Origin of the sequence: Variovorax sp. YR566, assembly GCF_051992195.1 — a bacterium.
Taxonomy (GTDB): Bacteria; Pseudomonadota; Gammaproteobacteria; order Burkholderiales; family Burkholderiaceae_C; genus Variovorax.
Map to the genome: position 1 here is coordinate 3,319,617 of NZ_CP197092.1, position 14,242 is coordinate 3,333,858.

General features: G+C 66.5%; 13 protein-coding genes. 5 read left to right on the top strand and 8 right to left on the bottom strand.

The genetic code is table 11. The annotated features are described in order from the left end of the window. Nucleotides 1–21: 21 nt before the first annotated feature. Nucleotides 22–810 (bottom strand): GntR family transcriptional regulator, encoded by a 789-nt coding sequence (locus ACTG4X_RS15460; protein WP_440534224.1) that lies wholly within the window; start codon nt 808–810, stop codon nt 22–24. 244 nt (nt 811–1,054) lie between these two features. Further along, complete coding sequence (locus ACTG4X_RS15465; RefSeq protein ID WP_093176754.1) at nt 1,055–1,744, bottom strand: GntR family transcriptional regulator; 690 nt, start codon at nt 1,742–1,744, stop codon at nt 1,055–1,057. A 107-nt stretch (nt 1,745–1,851) separates the two neighbouring features. On the opposite strand from ACTG4X_RS15465, the gene araD reads away from it, so the two are divergent. Genes araD through ACTG4X_RS15485 form a run of 4 tightly spaced genes read left to right on the top strand, consistent with a single transcriptional unit; the run spans nt 1,852 to nt 6,494 of the window. Then, nucleotides 1,852–3,579 carry an L-arabinonate dehydratase gene (araD, locus tag ACTG4X_RS15470; RefSeq protein ID WP_307614588.1) on the top strand — a complete coding sequence of 576 codons (1,728 nt, stop codon included), beginning with the start codon at nt 1,852–1,854 and terminating at the stop codon, nt 3,577–3,579. 55 nt (nt 3,580–3,634) lie between these two features. Further along, nucleotides 3,635–4,345, top strand: a complete 711-nt coding sequence (locus ACTG4X_RS15475; protein WP_307614589.1) for a ribonuclease activity regulator RraA — start codon at nt 3,635–3,637, stop codon at nt 4,343–4,345. A 32-nt stretch (nt 4,346–4,377) separates the two neighbouring features. After that, nucleotides 4,378–5,358, top strand: coding sequence for a Bug family tripartite tricarboxylate transporter substrate binding protein (locus ACTG4X_RS15480; protein ID WP_307614590.1), 981 nt, complete (start codon nt 4,378–4,380; stop codon nt 5,356–5,358). Nucleotides 5,359–5,387: 29 nt separating this feature from the next. Next, nucleotides 5,388–6,494: an SMP-30/gluconolactonase/LRE family protein gene (locus ACTG4X_RS15485; protein ID WP_093078213.1), complete on the top strand. Its 1,107-nt coding sequence runs from the start codon at nt 5,388–5,390 to the stop codon at nt 6,492–6,494. A 32-nt stretch (nt 6,495–6,526) separates the two neighbouring features. Here the strand turns inward: ACTG4X_RS15485 and ACTG4X_RS15490 are convergent, their stop codons facing one another. The 6 genes from ACTG4X_RS15490 to ACTG4X_RS15515 form a co-directional block, all read right to left on the bottom strand. Then, nucleotides 6,527–6,763: a hypothetical protein gene (locus ACTG4X_RS15490; RefSeq protein ID WP_307614591.1), complete on the bottom strand. Its 237-nt coding sequence runs from the start codon at nt 6,761–6,763 to the stop codon at nt 6,527–6,529. 169 nt (nt 6,764–6,932) lie between these two features. Further along, entirely contained in the window at nt 6,933–8,261 is a 1,329-nt protein-coding gene (locus ACTG4X_RS15495) for a four-carbon acid sugar kinase family protein (protein WP_440534225.1), read from the bottom strand. Further along, a complete protein-coding gene (locus ACTG4X_RS15500) occupies nt 8,258–9,526 on the bottom strand; it encodes a ribulose-bisphosphate carboxylase large subunit family protein (RefSeq protein ID WP_440534226.1) in 1,269 nt (422 codons plus the stop codon). Before ACTG4X_RS15500 ends, ACTG4X_RS15495 begins: the two co-directional genes overlap by 4 nt. Before the next feature lie 5 nt (nt 9,527–9,531). Continuing rightward, the gene (locus ACTG4X_RS15505) at nt 9,532–10,071 is read right to left on the bottom strand and encodes a VOC family protein (protein WP_307614594.1); all 540 of its coding nucleotides are present in this window, start codon (nt 10,069–10,071) and stop codon (nt 9,532–9,534) included. Between the two features lie 43 nt (nt 10,072–10,114). Beyond that, the gene (locus tag ACTG4X_RS15510; RefSeq protein WP_307614595.1) at nt 10,115–12,010 is read right to left on the bottom strand and encodes a TRAP transporter large permease; all 1,896 of its coding nucleotides are present in this window, start codon (nt 12,008–12,010) and stop codon (nt 10,115–10,117) included. Nucleotides 12,011–12,016: 6 nt separating this feature from the next. Continuing rightward, nucleotides 12,017–13,036: a TRAP transporter substrate-binding protein gene (locus ACTG4X_RS15515; protein ID WP_093176764.1), complete on the bottom strand. Its 1,020-nt coding sequence runs from the start codon at nt 13,034–13,036 to the stop codon at nt 12,017–12,019. Between the two features lie 113 nt (nt 13,037–13,149). On the opposite strand from ACTG4X_RS15515, the gene ACTG4X_RS15520 reads away from it, so the two are divergent. Beyond that, nucleotides 13,150–14,226, top strand: coding sequence for a LacI family DNA-binding transcriptional regulator (locus tag ACTG4X_RS15520; RefSeq protein ID WP_307614596.1), 1,077 nt, complete (start codon nt 13,150–13,152; stop codon nt 14,224–14,226). Nucleotides 14,227–14,242 lie beyond the last annotated feature (16 nt).

Here is a 14,242-nt window from a genome sequence, read left to right on the forward strand (position 1 = left end):
GTGCGCCGCTGCCGGCCCGGCCTACTGCGGGAGTTCGGTCACCAGCCCGTTGCTGAGCCTTGAGAGCGTATAGCGCGCAAGGTTGCGCAGGTGGGCGACGACCGCTTGCTCGGCTGCCTTCTCGTTGCCTGCGATGTAGGCGTCCAGGATCGCCAGGTGCTCGGCCCTGTCGTCCTCGATGCGATTGAAAGGGTCGACCACCTCGAAGAGGCGGCACAGCACGCGCAGATGAGCGATGGTCTCGGCCAGCATCGCGTTGCCGGATGCACGCGCGAACATGCCGTGGATCTCGTCATCGGCGTGCCAGTGGCTCGAGCCCTGCTGGCTCGAATCCAGGGACAGGATGTCGTTGCGCAGGCGCTGCACCAGGTCTGCGGGCACATGCCCTATGGAGAGCGACACGGCCTGCGACTCGAGTCGTTCGCGTACCTGCAGGCACTGGAAGTAGTGCGACGCCGTGATGCGTCGCACCGCATAGGAGCGCGCGTTGGCCCGCACAAGCAAGCCTTCGCCTTCGAGTCGAAGCAAGGCTTCGCGCAGAGGCGTGCGCGACATCTGGAGCCGTTCGGCCAGGCGCCCCTCCACCAGCACCTCGCCGCCGGTCAGCTCGCGCTGCAGAATGAGCCGCCGCACGACCGCGTAGGCCCGGTCGGTCAGGTTCGTCGAGGCTTCGCCGGAAGCGTCCGGAGCGGTCTTCGCGCGCTTCACGGGCGCCTGCGCGGGCTTGCGAGCGCGCGAGACCTTGCCGGGCGAAGCCGTCTTTCCGGGCTTCGCATGCGGCGTTGGCTTGATCGCGGCTTTGGGTTTCATATGATTTGTCTACAAACTGTGTGCAATCGAAGAATGCCACAGCATACGATGTCCCATCGGCTGGTCCGGCAATGTCGCATGGTGATGACCAGATCGCGGCGGTCCTGAACATTGGGCAGGTGTTGGCGACGAACTACCTTGGTGAGTACTGGTGGAGACGGGGCGGCGCAGTTGTCGCAGCCAGCGCGTTGCGGCTCGATTTCTGAACGGGGGAGGGGCTCGCCGAAGTCGAGCATCCAAAGATTCAGGCGAGCACGTAGTCGGGGTACTGCCGGCAGATCTCGTTCACCGCACTGAGCGTGCCTGACAGATGCTTGCGAAGCGCGGCCTGGGCGGCGGCCGGGTCCTGTGCTTCGATGGCGCGCACGATGGCGCGGTGGTCGCGCAGGATCGCCTCGGTCTTGCCGGCGGTAGGCAGGTGCAGGCGACGCAGCCGGTCGACGTGCCCGGACACCCGACCCACCAGGTCCCACAGGCCAAGGACGTTGCCGGCTTCGTACATCAGGCGATGGAACGCGCGATCGGCGTCGACGAAGTCGCCGTAGCGCTGCCCCGCCGACAGCGCAGCCTGCTGGGCGATGATGGCTTTCAGCTGCGCGACCAGCCCGGCTGACTCCTGCTGTGCCAGCTGGTGCACCAGTTCCAGCTCGATGGAGCGGCGCAGGAAATGTGCTTCGCGCGCCGCCGCGATGTCGATGCGGCTGACCAGCGTCGCATGCTGCGGAAACACGTCCACCAGTGCTTCTTCGCTCAGGCGCAGCAGCGCTTCGCGCACCGGCGTCTGGCTCACGCCAAAACGGTCGGCCAGTTCCTGCCGCACCAGCACGGTACCGGGCGCCAGTTCCAGCGAGAGGATGGCCTCGCGCAGTTTTTCCAGCACCTGGGGCGCGGCCAGGCGGGTACGGTCAAGTCGGATCTTGGGAGGGGCGCTCATCGCTGCCGATTGTGTCATTGACCTGACTGATATATTAGTGTTTTAATTTCCGGATTGCGATCGGCGAGGCGGCACTCATGGTGCAGCGCGCCCTGGAGACAACCCTGATGAAACGCCCCTACGAATCCCTTCGCAGCGCCCGCTGGTTCGCGCCCGACGACTTCCGCTCCTTCGGCCATCGCTCGCGCGTGCTGCAGATGGGCTACAGCTACGCCGACTGGATGGGCAAGCCGGTAATCGCCATCGTCAACACCTGGAGCGACGCCAACCAGTGCCACGCGCACTTCAAGCAACGCGTGGAAGACGTCAAGCGCGGCGTGCTGCAGGCGGGCGGATTCCCGCTCGAGCTTCCGGCCATTTCGCTTTCGGAAAGCATGGTCAAGCCCACCACCATGCTCTACCGCAACTTCCTCGCGATGGAAACGGAAGAGCTGCTGCGCAGCCACCCGATAGACGGTGCGGTGCTGATGGGAGGCTGCGACAAGACCACACCCGGCCTCGTGATGGGCGCGCTGAGCATGGACATTCCCTTCATCTACCTGCCGGCCGGCCCCATGCTGCGCGGCAACTGGAAGGGCAAGGTGCTGGGCTCCGGTTCCGATGCCTTCAAGTACTGGGACGAGCGCCGCGCCGGCCGGCTGGGCGAGCAGGCCTGGGCAGAGATGGAGGCCGGCATCGCCCGCAGCCACGGCACCTGCATGACCATGGGAACGGCCGCCACCATGATGGGCATTGCCGAGGCGGTGGGCCTGAGCTTGCCGGGCGCCTCCAGCATTCCCGCAGCGGACGCCAACCACATCCGCATGAGCGCCGACTGCGGCCGCCGCATTGTCGAGATGGTGTGGGAAGACCTCACGCCCGCGAAGATGCTCACGCGCGCCAACTTCGAGAACGGCATCGCCTGCGCGATGGCCATGGGCTGCAGCACCAATGCCGTCGTGCACCTGATCGCGATGTCACGCCGCGCCGGCCATGCCGTGAGCCTGGATGACTTCGATGCCGTCAGCCGCCGCGTGCCCGTCATCGCCAACATCCGGCCCAGCGGCGACACCTACCTGATGGAAGACTTCTTCTATGCCGGCGGCCTGCCTGCGATGCTGGAGCGCATCCGCGGCCACCTGCGCACCGACGCGCGCACCGTCAATGGCCGCACGCTCGGCGAGAACATCGAAGGCGCCGAGGTCTACGACGATGACGTCATCCGGCCGCTTGCCAACCCCATCTATGCCGAAGGCGCGCTGGCCGTCTTGCGCGGCAACCTGGCTCCCGACGGCGTGGTGATCAAGCCCAGCGCCTGCGCGCCGCACCTGCTGCAGCACAGCGGCCGTGCGCTGGTGTTCGACGACTACCCCGCGCTCAAGAAGGCGGTGGAAGACCCTGACCTGGACGTGACGGGCGACGACATCCTCGTGCTGCGCAACGCCGGCCCGCGCGGCGCCGGCATGCCGGAGTGGGGTATGTTGCCGATTCCGACCAAGCTCCTGAAGCAGGGCGTGAAAGACATGCTGCGCCTGTCCGATGCGCGCATGAGCGGTACCAGCTACGGCGGCTGCCTGCTGCACTGTTCGCCCGAGGCGGCCATCGGCGGGCCGCTCGCACTGGTGCAGACAGGTGACCGCATCACCGTGGACGTGCCCGCACGGCGCATCCACCTCGACATCAGTGACGAGGAACTCGCCCTGCGCAAGGCCCGGTGGACACCGCCGCCGCCGCGCTACGAGCGCGGCTACGGATGGATGTTCGGCCGCCACATCAAGCAGGCCAACGAAGGCTGCGACTTCGACTTCCTGGAGACCAGCTTCGGCAAGCCTGTGCCAGAGCCCGACATCTTCTGATTCGCCTTTCAACGCCAATTCATTTCCCATTTCATTTCAGGAACGGAGACAACACGTGAATCCAGCCACCCGCGAGCTGCTCATGAAGGTGAGCACCGCCACCCTGTGCACGGCCTTGTTCAAGCGCGGCCTGCGCAACCAGTTCATCCAGGACGTGCGGCCGCTCAACGCGGGCCTGCCCAACATGGTGGGCGAGGCCTTCACGCTGCGCTACATGCCGGCGCGCGAAGACCTGAACCCGATCAGCGTCTTCCTCGACCGTCACCATCCGCAGCGCAAGGCGGTGGAGCAGTGCCCCGAAGGCGCCGTGCTGGTCATCGACAGCCGCAAGGATGCGCGCGCCGCCTCGGCTGGCGGCATCCTGGTAACGCGGCTGATGAAGCGCGGCGTGGCCGGCGTGGTGACCGACGGCGGCTTTCGCGACAGTCCCGACATCGCGAAGCTCGGCTTTGCGGCCTATCACCATCGCCCCAGCGCGCCGACCAACCTCACGCTGCACCAGGCCATCGACATCAACGTGCCCATCGGCTGCGGCGATGCGCCGGTGTTTCCGGGCGACGTGATCGTGGGCGATGCCGAAGGCGTGATCGTCATACCGGCCCACATGGCCGACGAGGTCGCGGCCGAAGCAACCGAGATGACCGTCTTCGAAGACTTCGTGCAGGAAAAGGTGCTCGAAGGTCGTTCCATCCTCGGCCTCTATCCGCCCACTGACGAGCAAAGCCGCACTGACTTCGCAACCTGGCGCCAGGCCAAGGGCCGCTGAGCCCATCGACAAGAAAACAAAGGAGACAAGACATGCGTTTCATCCGCCTCGCTGCGGCGCTGCTTTCGGCCGCGCTCGCCCCCGTTGTCGCATTGGCCCAGACCACCGAATGGCCGGCTGCCAAGCCCATTGTCTACGTTGTGCCGTTCACCCCCGGTGGCTCCACCGACATCGTGGGCCGCACGCTGGCCCAGAAGCTGGGCGAGAGCCTCAAGCAATCGGTGGTGGTCGACAACAAGCCCGGCCAGGCCGGCGGCATCGGCGCCGCCTACGTGGCCAGGGCCGCACCCGACGGCTACACGCTCTTCGGCGGGACCATCAGCACGCACGCGATCAACGCCAGCCTGTACAAGAAGCTGACCTACGACCCGATGAAGGACTTCGAGCCCGTCTCGCTGGTCGCGCGCCTGCCCAACGTGCTGATCGTCAACAGCCAACTAGGCGTGAACTCGGTGGCCGAACTGGTGGCCCTGCTGAAGAAGGACGAAAGCAAGCGCACCTTTGCCTCTTCCGGTGCCGGCACCTCCACCCACCTGGCCGGCGAGATGTTCGCCGACCTCATCGGCGTGAAGCTCACCCACGTGCCGTACAAGGGCACGCCGCCGGCCCTGACCGACGTGGCCGCAGGGCAGGTGCCCTTCGTGTTCGACCAGGTGACGGCCGCGCTGCCACTGGTCAAGAGCGGCAAGCTCAAGCTGCTGGCCGTGACCACCGGCAAGCGCATCGCGCTGGTGCCCGAGCTGCCGACCATGATCGAGTCGGGCATTCCCGGCTTCGAGATGTCGTCGTGGCAGGCGGTGTACGCGCCCAAGGGCACGCCCAGGCCGATCGTGCAGCGCCTCAATGCAGAGATCGTGAAGGCGCTCAGGCAGCCCGACGTGCAGGCCAAGCTCTCGGACCAGCTGGCGATGGAGATTGTGGGCAGTACGCCGGAAGAACTGCGTGACTTCATGGCCAAGGAAATTCCGCGCTGGGCCGAGCTGGTGAAGAAGTCGGGCGCGGTGGCCGATTGAGTTTTCGCAACCACATGAGGAGACCTCCGATGCAGAGCGATATCAACCATCGACGACGCCAGTTGCTCAGGACGGCTGCGGGCGCAGGAGCCGCGGCGCTCAGCGGCCTGGCCGGCGCGCAAGCTTTCGATTTCAAACCCAACCAGCGCTACCCCGATCCGTCCGTGATGATCCTCGACCCGAGCTTCGCCAAGTACCGGATCTACAGCAGCACGGTGGAACAGCTCGGCACGGGCATGCGTTGGGCCGAGGGCCCGGTCTACTTTCCCGAGCATGGCTACCTGCTCCTGAGCGACATTCCGAACAACCGGCTGATGAAGTACGACGAGAAGACCGGTAAGTTCTCCGTGCACAAGACCAACGTGAACTATGCCAATGGCAACACCCGTGATCGGCAGGGGCGGTTGATCACCTGCGAGCACTCGGTGACGCGGCGCGTGGTCCGCACCGAGAAGGATGGGCGCATGACAGTGCTGGCCGACAACTACGAAGGCAGACGCCTCAACGCGCCGAATGACGTCGTCGTCAAGTCGGACGACACCGTCTGGTTCACCGATCCCACCTTCGGCATCAACGGCGAGTGGGAAGGTTTCAAGGCCGTGCCGGAGCAGGCGACGACCAACGTGTACCGCATCGCGAAGGACGGCAAGCTCACCGCGGTGATCACCGATCTCGTCAATCCGAACGGCCTGGCGTTCTCGCCCGACGAGAAGAAGCTCTACGTCGTCGAATGGAAGGGAACGCCAAACCGCAGCATCTGGAGCTACGACGTGTCACCGGACGGCACAGGCGTTTCGAACAAGACCAAGCTGATCGACGCCGACGGGCCGGGTGCTTTTGACGGCTTTCGCGTCGACCGCGACGGCAATCTCTGGTGCGGGTGGGGCTACACGGGCGCGGTTGCGGCCGAACCTACGGACATCGGTGGTGGCATGAAGGCTTACCTGCCGACAGGCAAGTCGGAAGAGATGGACGGCGTGAAGATCTTCAATTCGCAGGGCAAGCCCATCGGCTTCATCCGCCTGCCCGAGCGCTGCCCGAATCTCGAATTCGGGGGCCCGAAGCGCAATCGCCTCTACATGGCAAGCAGCCATTCGCTCTATGCGCTCTATGTCGAAGCCCACGGCGCCGTCTGAGGCGCCCCCCGTGCCAATCGATGGATGGGCGTCTAGCGATGATTGGGCATGCAGCTTGAGAATGCCGCTCTGCGCCGCCGGGGACCCGGCTTGATGCCGCTGTTGCGAGGGTCTTGTCCGATGTCACCGGCGAACCATCGGAAGATGTTGGCGTGGTTTCTCCATCCGTCGCTGAAGCGCACGAAAAGAAAGCCCCGCTCCGCGTTGCCGAGCGCGTCGACCGGTATGCCGGCGGCGCGCAAGGCCTTGATCTCGGCGTTGGTCTCCATGTCGGATGGCAGCTTCAAGGTGATCGTTGCGTTGTGAATGGGGGGTCTAGGCATTGCTTCGCTTCCGTCAAACTTCCCGAAGGCGCAGTTGACCTGAAGAGAGCTTTTTCGGGATCCCGCATTTATAGGATGCGCAAAGCGACAGCCTGTTGGACGCCGGGAGCCAGGTCTAGGCTGAGCCGCGCACCAGACGCTCGAACACGTCGTCCGAGCCCATCTGGCCACCCTTGAGCATGATTTCCAACCCGTCGAGCGCGTCGTCGTCGCTGTGCACGCGACACAACGAGGTGCCGGCGCCCATGTCCGCCACGTAGGAAAGCCCCCAGGCATTGAGCGCCTGCACTGCATGACTCGAGGTGTCGCCTCCGGCAATGCCCACGCGCTGCAATGGCACCATTGCCAGCACTCTGGCGAGCAGATCGCCGCCAGCGCGCGCCAAGGCTTGGGGATCGATGCCTCTTTCGAGCGGCAGCGGCTTGGGGGGACGGGTGCAGGCCAGCACATTGCGGCCGCTGACGAGCCCGTTCGCGATGTCTCGAGCATGACGTTCCAGCGTGGCTGCGTCCCGCTGCGCGATTCCTGACGCATCGAGCCACACGATATCGAACGATTTCGCCGCCGCCACCTGCCGCGCCGTGACAGGCGACAGGCTTCCCGCAAGCACCAGCACCGGCCCCTTCGCCGGAGGCACGGCGGTACGCGCCGTCGGGGCACTGCCGCCTTCCTTGTGCGACGAGGGCATCGCCATTGCCAGCGCATCCACCACGCTGCTCGGCCCCGCAGCCAGCAGCGTGGCGCTTTGCGCCCTGGCCCACAGCACTTCGCCGATGGCCCGCAGCTGCGTCGCGTCGGCCACGTCGAACAGCACTGCATCTGCTGGCGGCGAGTGCAGTGCCTGCCGCAGCGCGGTGTCGAGCGAATCGCTGCCGCGCGATGCGGCGGTGAACGGCATGGAGCGCACATCTGCCAGCCCCTGCTTTGTCAGGTGCAGCCGCAGATCCGCCTCGTCCATCGGTGTGACGGGATGCCGGCTCATCGTTGGATGCCGGTCGATGCGAAAGACCTCGCCGCCGCTACCCGCCGCAGCGAAGAGGTTGCCGAAGAGGCAGTAGCGGCCCAGGTTGGGCTGCCCGCCGACGATGGCGGTCCATGGCTGCTGCACCGCCGCGCGCAGCACGCGCACTGCCGCACCGATCGAACCGATGTGCGGCGCGCTGTCGAAGGTCGAACAGGTCTTGTAGTGCAGCACGCGCGCGCCGAGCGAGCGGAACAGCGTGGCCACGGGGCGGAGTTCGGCCTGCATTTCCTCGGGCGTCATGGCGCGCGCCGCGCCCGCGATGCCCAGCACGTCGAGCGGCCCCGTGCGCTCCAGCCGCGCGGCATCGGGCGTCTTCAGGAACAGCAGTGCACGCAGTCCCGCGCGCGCCGCGGTGCCGAGGGTGTCGGTTGCGCCGGTGAAATCGTCGCCGTAGTAGACGATCGGCGGGCAGGGCCTCATGGCTTGCCGAAGAAGGCGAGGGCGTGGGCCAGCTCGGGCTGGTCCTTGGCTGCATCCGCCAGCGACACGCCCGCCCGAGCGGCCGACCATGCTTGCCGGATGCTCGTCACGCCCGCCGCCGCGCCGCCGGGGTGCGCGAGGATGCCGCCGCCGGCCATGAAGAGCAGGTCGTCGCTGCCGATGGCTTTCCAAGTCGCAGGCACGGTGCCGGCCCATTGGCCCGAAGAAAACGCCGGCATCACGCGATCGTCCGCCGCATCGGTCAGCGGTGTGAAGCAGTCCTGCGCCGACTCGATCACTTCGCTGTCGGGCTGCGAGAACTTGCCCTGCAGCCCGTGAACGTGCATGTGGTCCACACCCGCCAGGCGCCACAGCGTCTGGTACGCCTGGAACGAAATGCCCAGCAGCGGATGCCGCGACAGTGCACCGTAGCCATTGCGGTGGCCGTGCAGCGCAAGCCCCGTGTGCCGACGCAGCGTCTGGATACCCGAGTGCCCGCACCAGTTCAAACTGGCCATGACGCACGAGCCGCCTTCGCGCTCGACGAGATCGGCATGCCGCTTCATCGCGTCGGTCTCGTCGGTGATGTTGAAGGCCACCATCACGTGCTTGCCGGTGCGCTGCTGGTGCGCGCGCACGACAGCCATCACGGCGGGCACGCGCTCGGCCAGCGGGGCGTGTGCGGGGTCGGCGCACACCTCGTCGTCCTTGATGAAGTCGACGCCTGCCGCACAGAGCCGGCCGACGAGGTCGGCGGTCTGCGCGGCGGAAAGGCCGACGTTCGGCTTGATGATGGTGCCGACCAGCGCGCCGCTCGCCACGCCGGTCGCGCGCCGTGTGCCGGCGATGCCGGCGCGCGGCATCTCGAACTGAGCGCGATAGCTCGCGGGCACCTGCAGCGATTCCAGCCGCAGCCCCGTCACTTCGCCCAGGTCATACAGGTTGCCCGACACCGTTGCGGCCAGGGTCGGCAGGTTGGCGCCGATGTTCGCTACCGGAAACGCGATGTCGACATGCGCACGCCGCCACGGGCCGCGCGTGCCTTTGCGTTCGAGCAGGGCATTGGGCAGCGATGGCGTCGCAGCTGGTGCCAGTTCGGTGATCGCTTCGACCGTGGCGCGTGCGCGTTCGCGCAGCGCATCGGTCTCGCCTTCGACCCGTGTGAAGGTGCCGCACGATTGCTCGCCGGCCATCACCTCGGCCACGGCGGCCGGGTCCAGCGGCGTCTCGATGAGATAGCGAGCGCGGATGCGTTCAGGCGCCATCACGCTCACAGCTTGCTCAGGTCGGGAAAGGGCCGCACCGGCTCGCTGCCGTCCCAGCCTTCCGACGCGTTGCGGATGAGGTCGAACATCCTGCCCTTCGGGCCCGCGACTTCCGACAGCTCGATGACGGTGCCCGGGTGGTACTCGGTGTCGAAGTAGATGAAGCGCCCGCGCTCGCCCACTTCGCCACTCATCACCGGCTTGAAGCCCTGCTTGGTGAGGCGCGCGAGGTCGGCGTCGTAGTCGGCCGTCCAGTAGGCGACGTGCTGCAGCCCTGTGCGGCCGGCCTGCAGGAAGTCTCGGTACATCGAAGGCACGTCGTTGCGCGTCTGGATGAGTTCGACCTGCACATAGCCCGAGTTGGCGAGTGCTACCGAGTTGTGCGGCTCGTGCGCTTCGCCGTTGTAGCGGTAGTTTTTGATGGGCACGCGCGGGTTGTAGAACCAGGGGCCCACGCCCAGCCTGGTGCTCCAGTAGTCCATGGCGGCTTCGATGTCGTGCACGACATAGCCCAGCTGGCGGATCTCGCCGAGGAATCGACTCATTGCGGTTGGCTCCGTGGATGTGAGTGTGTTGTTGTGGTGTTCATCAGAATTTGAGGAAGCCGGTCGAGAACCACGGAAACGCGGCCACGATCACCAGGCCGACCAGCATCGCGCCGATGTAGCCCCAGATGTGCCTGATGCCTTCGTCGGGATTGACCTTGCTCACGGCGCAGGCGCCGTAGTAGCCGACGCCGAAGGGCGGCGCGAACAGGCCGATGCCCATGGAGAAGATCACGACCATCGCGTAGTGCACCTCGTGCACCCCCGCGGCCTTGGCGATGGGGAACAGCAGTGGCCCGAACAGCACGATGGCCGGAATACCCTCGAGCACGCTGCCCAGCACGATGAAGGCGACGATCGACACGGCCAGGAAACCGTAGGCTCCGCCGGGCAGCGTGCCCATGAGTCGCGCCAGGTCCTGCGAGAAGCCCGACTGCGTGAGGCCCCAGGCCATGGCCGTGGCGCAGCCGACGATGAAGATGATGGCGCCCGACAGCGAGGCGGTGTCGATCAGCATCGGCTTGAGCCGCTTCCAGTCGAACTGGCGGTAGACAACCAGGCCGACGATGGCCGAGTAGACGATGCCGATAGTCGACACTTCGGTGGCCGTGGCCACACCCTCGACCACGGCGGCGCGGATCACGAAGGGCAACAGCACGGCGGGCAGCGCAACCAGCAGCAGCTTGCCGATTTCTCGTTTGCTGTAGCGCTGCACGGCGCTCAGGTCTTCGCGGCGATAGCGCCACCAGACCACCACGCACAGCGCGGCGCCCAGCACCACGGCCGGCAACAGGCCGCCCGTGAACAGCGCCGCAATCGAGATGCCGGTGACCGAGCCGATGGTGATCAGCACGATCGACGGCGGAATGGTCTCGGTCTGCGCGCCGGTGGCCGCCAGCAGCGCCACCAGGTCGCCGGGCTTGGCGCCACGCTTGGTCATCTCGGGGAAGAGAACGGGCGCGATGGCCGCCATGTCGGCAATCTTCGAACCCGAGATGCCCGACACCAGGTACATGGCGCCGATCAGTACGTAGGAGAGGCCGCCACGCACGTGGCCCAGCAGGCTGGCCAGGAACTGGATCATGGCGCGCGCCATGCCGGTCATCTCGATGAGCGCACCCAGGAAGATGAACAGCGGCACCGCCAGCAGGATGAGGTGCGACATGCCTTCGTCGAGCCGCCCGACCATCACCAGCAGCGGCGTGCGCGTGGTGAGCGCCAGGTAGCCGAAGGTGGCCAGCGCGAACGAGAAGGCAATGGGCACGCCCGAGAGCACCGTGGCCGCCACGATGACCACGAAGAAGATCACCAGGTTGAATTTGCCGAGCGTCGCGAACACCGGTGCGGCAAGCCAGAAGGCGCCCACCAGCGCGGCCATGCCGACGAGGGCGACCGCAATCTGCCGGCCGGTGCACACGCGCAACAGGCGCAGCAGCGCCATCACCAGCATGATGCCGATGCCCGCCGGAATGGCCGCAGCGCGCCATGCGTTGCTGATCTCGAGTGCGGGCGTGACGATGAACGACTCTTCGTGCGCGTAGTCGATCGAGGGCCAGATGATCAGCACCAGGAACGTGACCGACGCGGCGATGGCGAAGGCGTCGAGCATGGCGCGCGTCTGCGGCTGCACCTTCTGCACCAGCGCGGTCATGCGCATGTGCTCGCCGCGCCGCAGTGCCACTACGGCGCCGAGCATCGACAGCCACAGGAAGAGGATGGATGCGAGCTCGTCCGACCACACCAGTGGCGCATGGAACACGTAGCGCGACACCACGCCAGCGAACAGCACGCAGATCTCGGCCAGCACCAGCAGCGCGGCCACGGCCTCGACCGCTGCGCCGAGCAAGCGGTCGCAGCGCGACGCCATGCCGCTCAGCGGGTTGGCCGAAGCGCCGGCGCCAGCAAAGGCGGCCGCCTCGAAAGTCGATTCATGCGCCATGGATCGTCAGGCCAGCTTGCCGACCGCGCCTTCGAGCAGCGCCCAGGCCTCCGGGCCGAAGCGGCCCTTCCATTCGCCGTAGAAACCCGACTCTCGCAGCTTGGCGCGGAAGCTGTCGGCAGCCGGCCGGTTGATGGTGAGGCCCTTGGCCTGCAGGTCGCCGACCACCGACTCGTTGAGCTTCCTGATGTCGTCGCGCTGCTGCATGCCGGCGTCGTTGATCGCGCGCGCCACGATGGTCTTCAGGTCGTCGGGCAGGGCGTCCCAGGCGCGGCCGTTGGCAATGAACCAGTAGCCGTCCCAGATGTGGTTGGTGAGCGAGCAGAACTTCTGCACCTCGAACAGCTTGGCCACCTGGATGATGGGCAACGGGTTTTCCTGCGCGTCGACGATCTTCGTCTGCAGCGCCGAATACACCTCGCTGAACTGCAGGCTTGCGGGTGCGGCGCCCAGGCCCTTGAACATCGAGATCGACAGCGGGCTCACGGGCACGCGGATCTTCAGGCCGTCCATGTCCTTGGCGTTCGCCACCGCGGCCTTGCTGCTGGTGGTCTGGCGAAAGCCGTTGTCCCACATCTTCTCGAAGGCATAGAGGCGTGACTTGGCAATGGCGCCGCGCACGTGCGCGCCGAGCTTGCCGTCCATGGCGGCCCACACCTGGCTGTAGTCGCTGAACGCGAAGCCCACTGCATTGATGGCAGCCACCGGCACCAGCGTGGCGATGACGAGCGCCGAGGGCGTGAAGAACTCGATGCCGCCCGAGCGCACCTGCGCAAGCATGTCGGTGTCGCCGCCGAGCTGGTTGTTGGGGAAGATCTTGATCTCGACGCGGCCCTTGGTTTCTTTCGCGATGCGGTCGGCCGCCTCCTGTGCGCGGATGTTCAGCGGGTGCGTCAGCGGCAGGTTGTTGCCGTACTTGTACGAGAACTCGGCGGCGCGTGCGATGCGCGGCAGGGCCGCGACGATGCCGGCGGCGGGGAGGGCGGAAAGGGTGCGCAGGGCACTCCTGCGGGTCAGCGAGGTCATGTCTGTCTCCGTTATGCGATTGATGCAATCTGATGCACCATGGGCTTCAAGGCCCAGGGAAGATAGAAGGATGCATGATTTGGGTCAAACTTCTGCCTGATGGTTTTTGATGTATGCGGGAAAACCCTTCACTCATTTCCGGGCCCACGGATTCGCCACGCGACGTGCGGCGTGCCCGCGTGGTCGACATCGCCCGCGCGGCGCAGGTCTCGACCGCCACGGTCGACCGCGTGCTCAACCGCCGCCCCGGCGTGCGCGACGCCACGGTGCAGCGCGTGCTCAAGGCCGCGGGCGAGCTCGACTACCTGCCCGGCCCCGAGCTGTATGCGGCGCTCACGCCGCCGCCGCTGCGGCTGGTGTTCCTGCTGCCGGCCGGCACCAACCGCTTCATTCGCATGCTGGGCGATATGGTGGGCTACTCGCAGGAGCACTGGGCGCCGTTCAACGTGCAGTGCCGTACGGTGTTCATCGAGAGCTTCAATCCGCACGAGCTGGCCGACGCGTTGCGCCGGCACGGCCAGCGCTGCGACGGCATTGCGATGATGGCGCTGGAGCATCCGGCGGTGCGCGAGGCGGTGGCCGCGCTCGCTGCACGCGGGCTGCCGGTGGTGACGCTGATCTCGGACCTGTCGAACTCCGAGCGCGCCGCGTTCGTGGGGCTCGACAACCGGGCCGCGGGTCGCACGGCGGGCTATCTCATCGGCCGGTTCATCGGCGCACGCGCCGCCAAGGTCGCGCTCATTGCGGGCAGCCTGAGCTACAAGGCGCACGAAGAGCGCGAGGCCGGCTTCCTGCACGTCATCGACGAGATGTTCCCGCGGCTCGAAGTGGTGGGGCTGCGCGAAGGGCAGGACGACGCGGGCAAGAACTACCGGCAGACGCGTGCGCTGCTGGAGCAGTACCCGGACATGGGCGGCATCTACAACATCGGTGGCGCATCGGACGGCGTGGCGCGCGCGCTGAAGGAGGCAGGGCGCGAGCAGAAGGTGGTCTTCATCGGCCATGGGCTCACGCCCGATACGCGCTCACTGCTGATCGACGGCAGCATGGACGCGGTGATCACGCAAAGTCCGCACACCACGCTGATGAGCTGCGTGCGCATCTTCACCAACCTGCGCGACAAGCGCGAGGCGCTGAGCGGCGTGGAAACGACGCGCAGCCAGGTGATCTTTCGGGAGAATCTTCCGTAGATGCCGCGCATGGAAA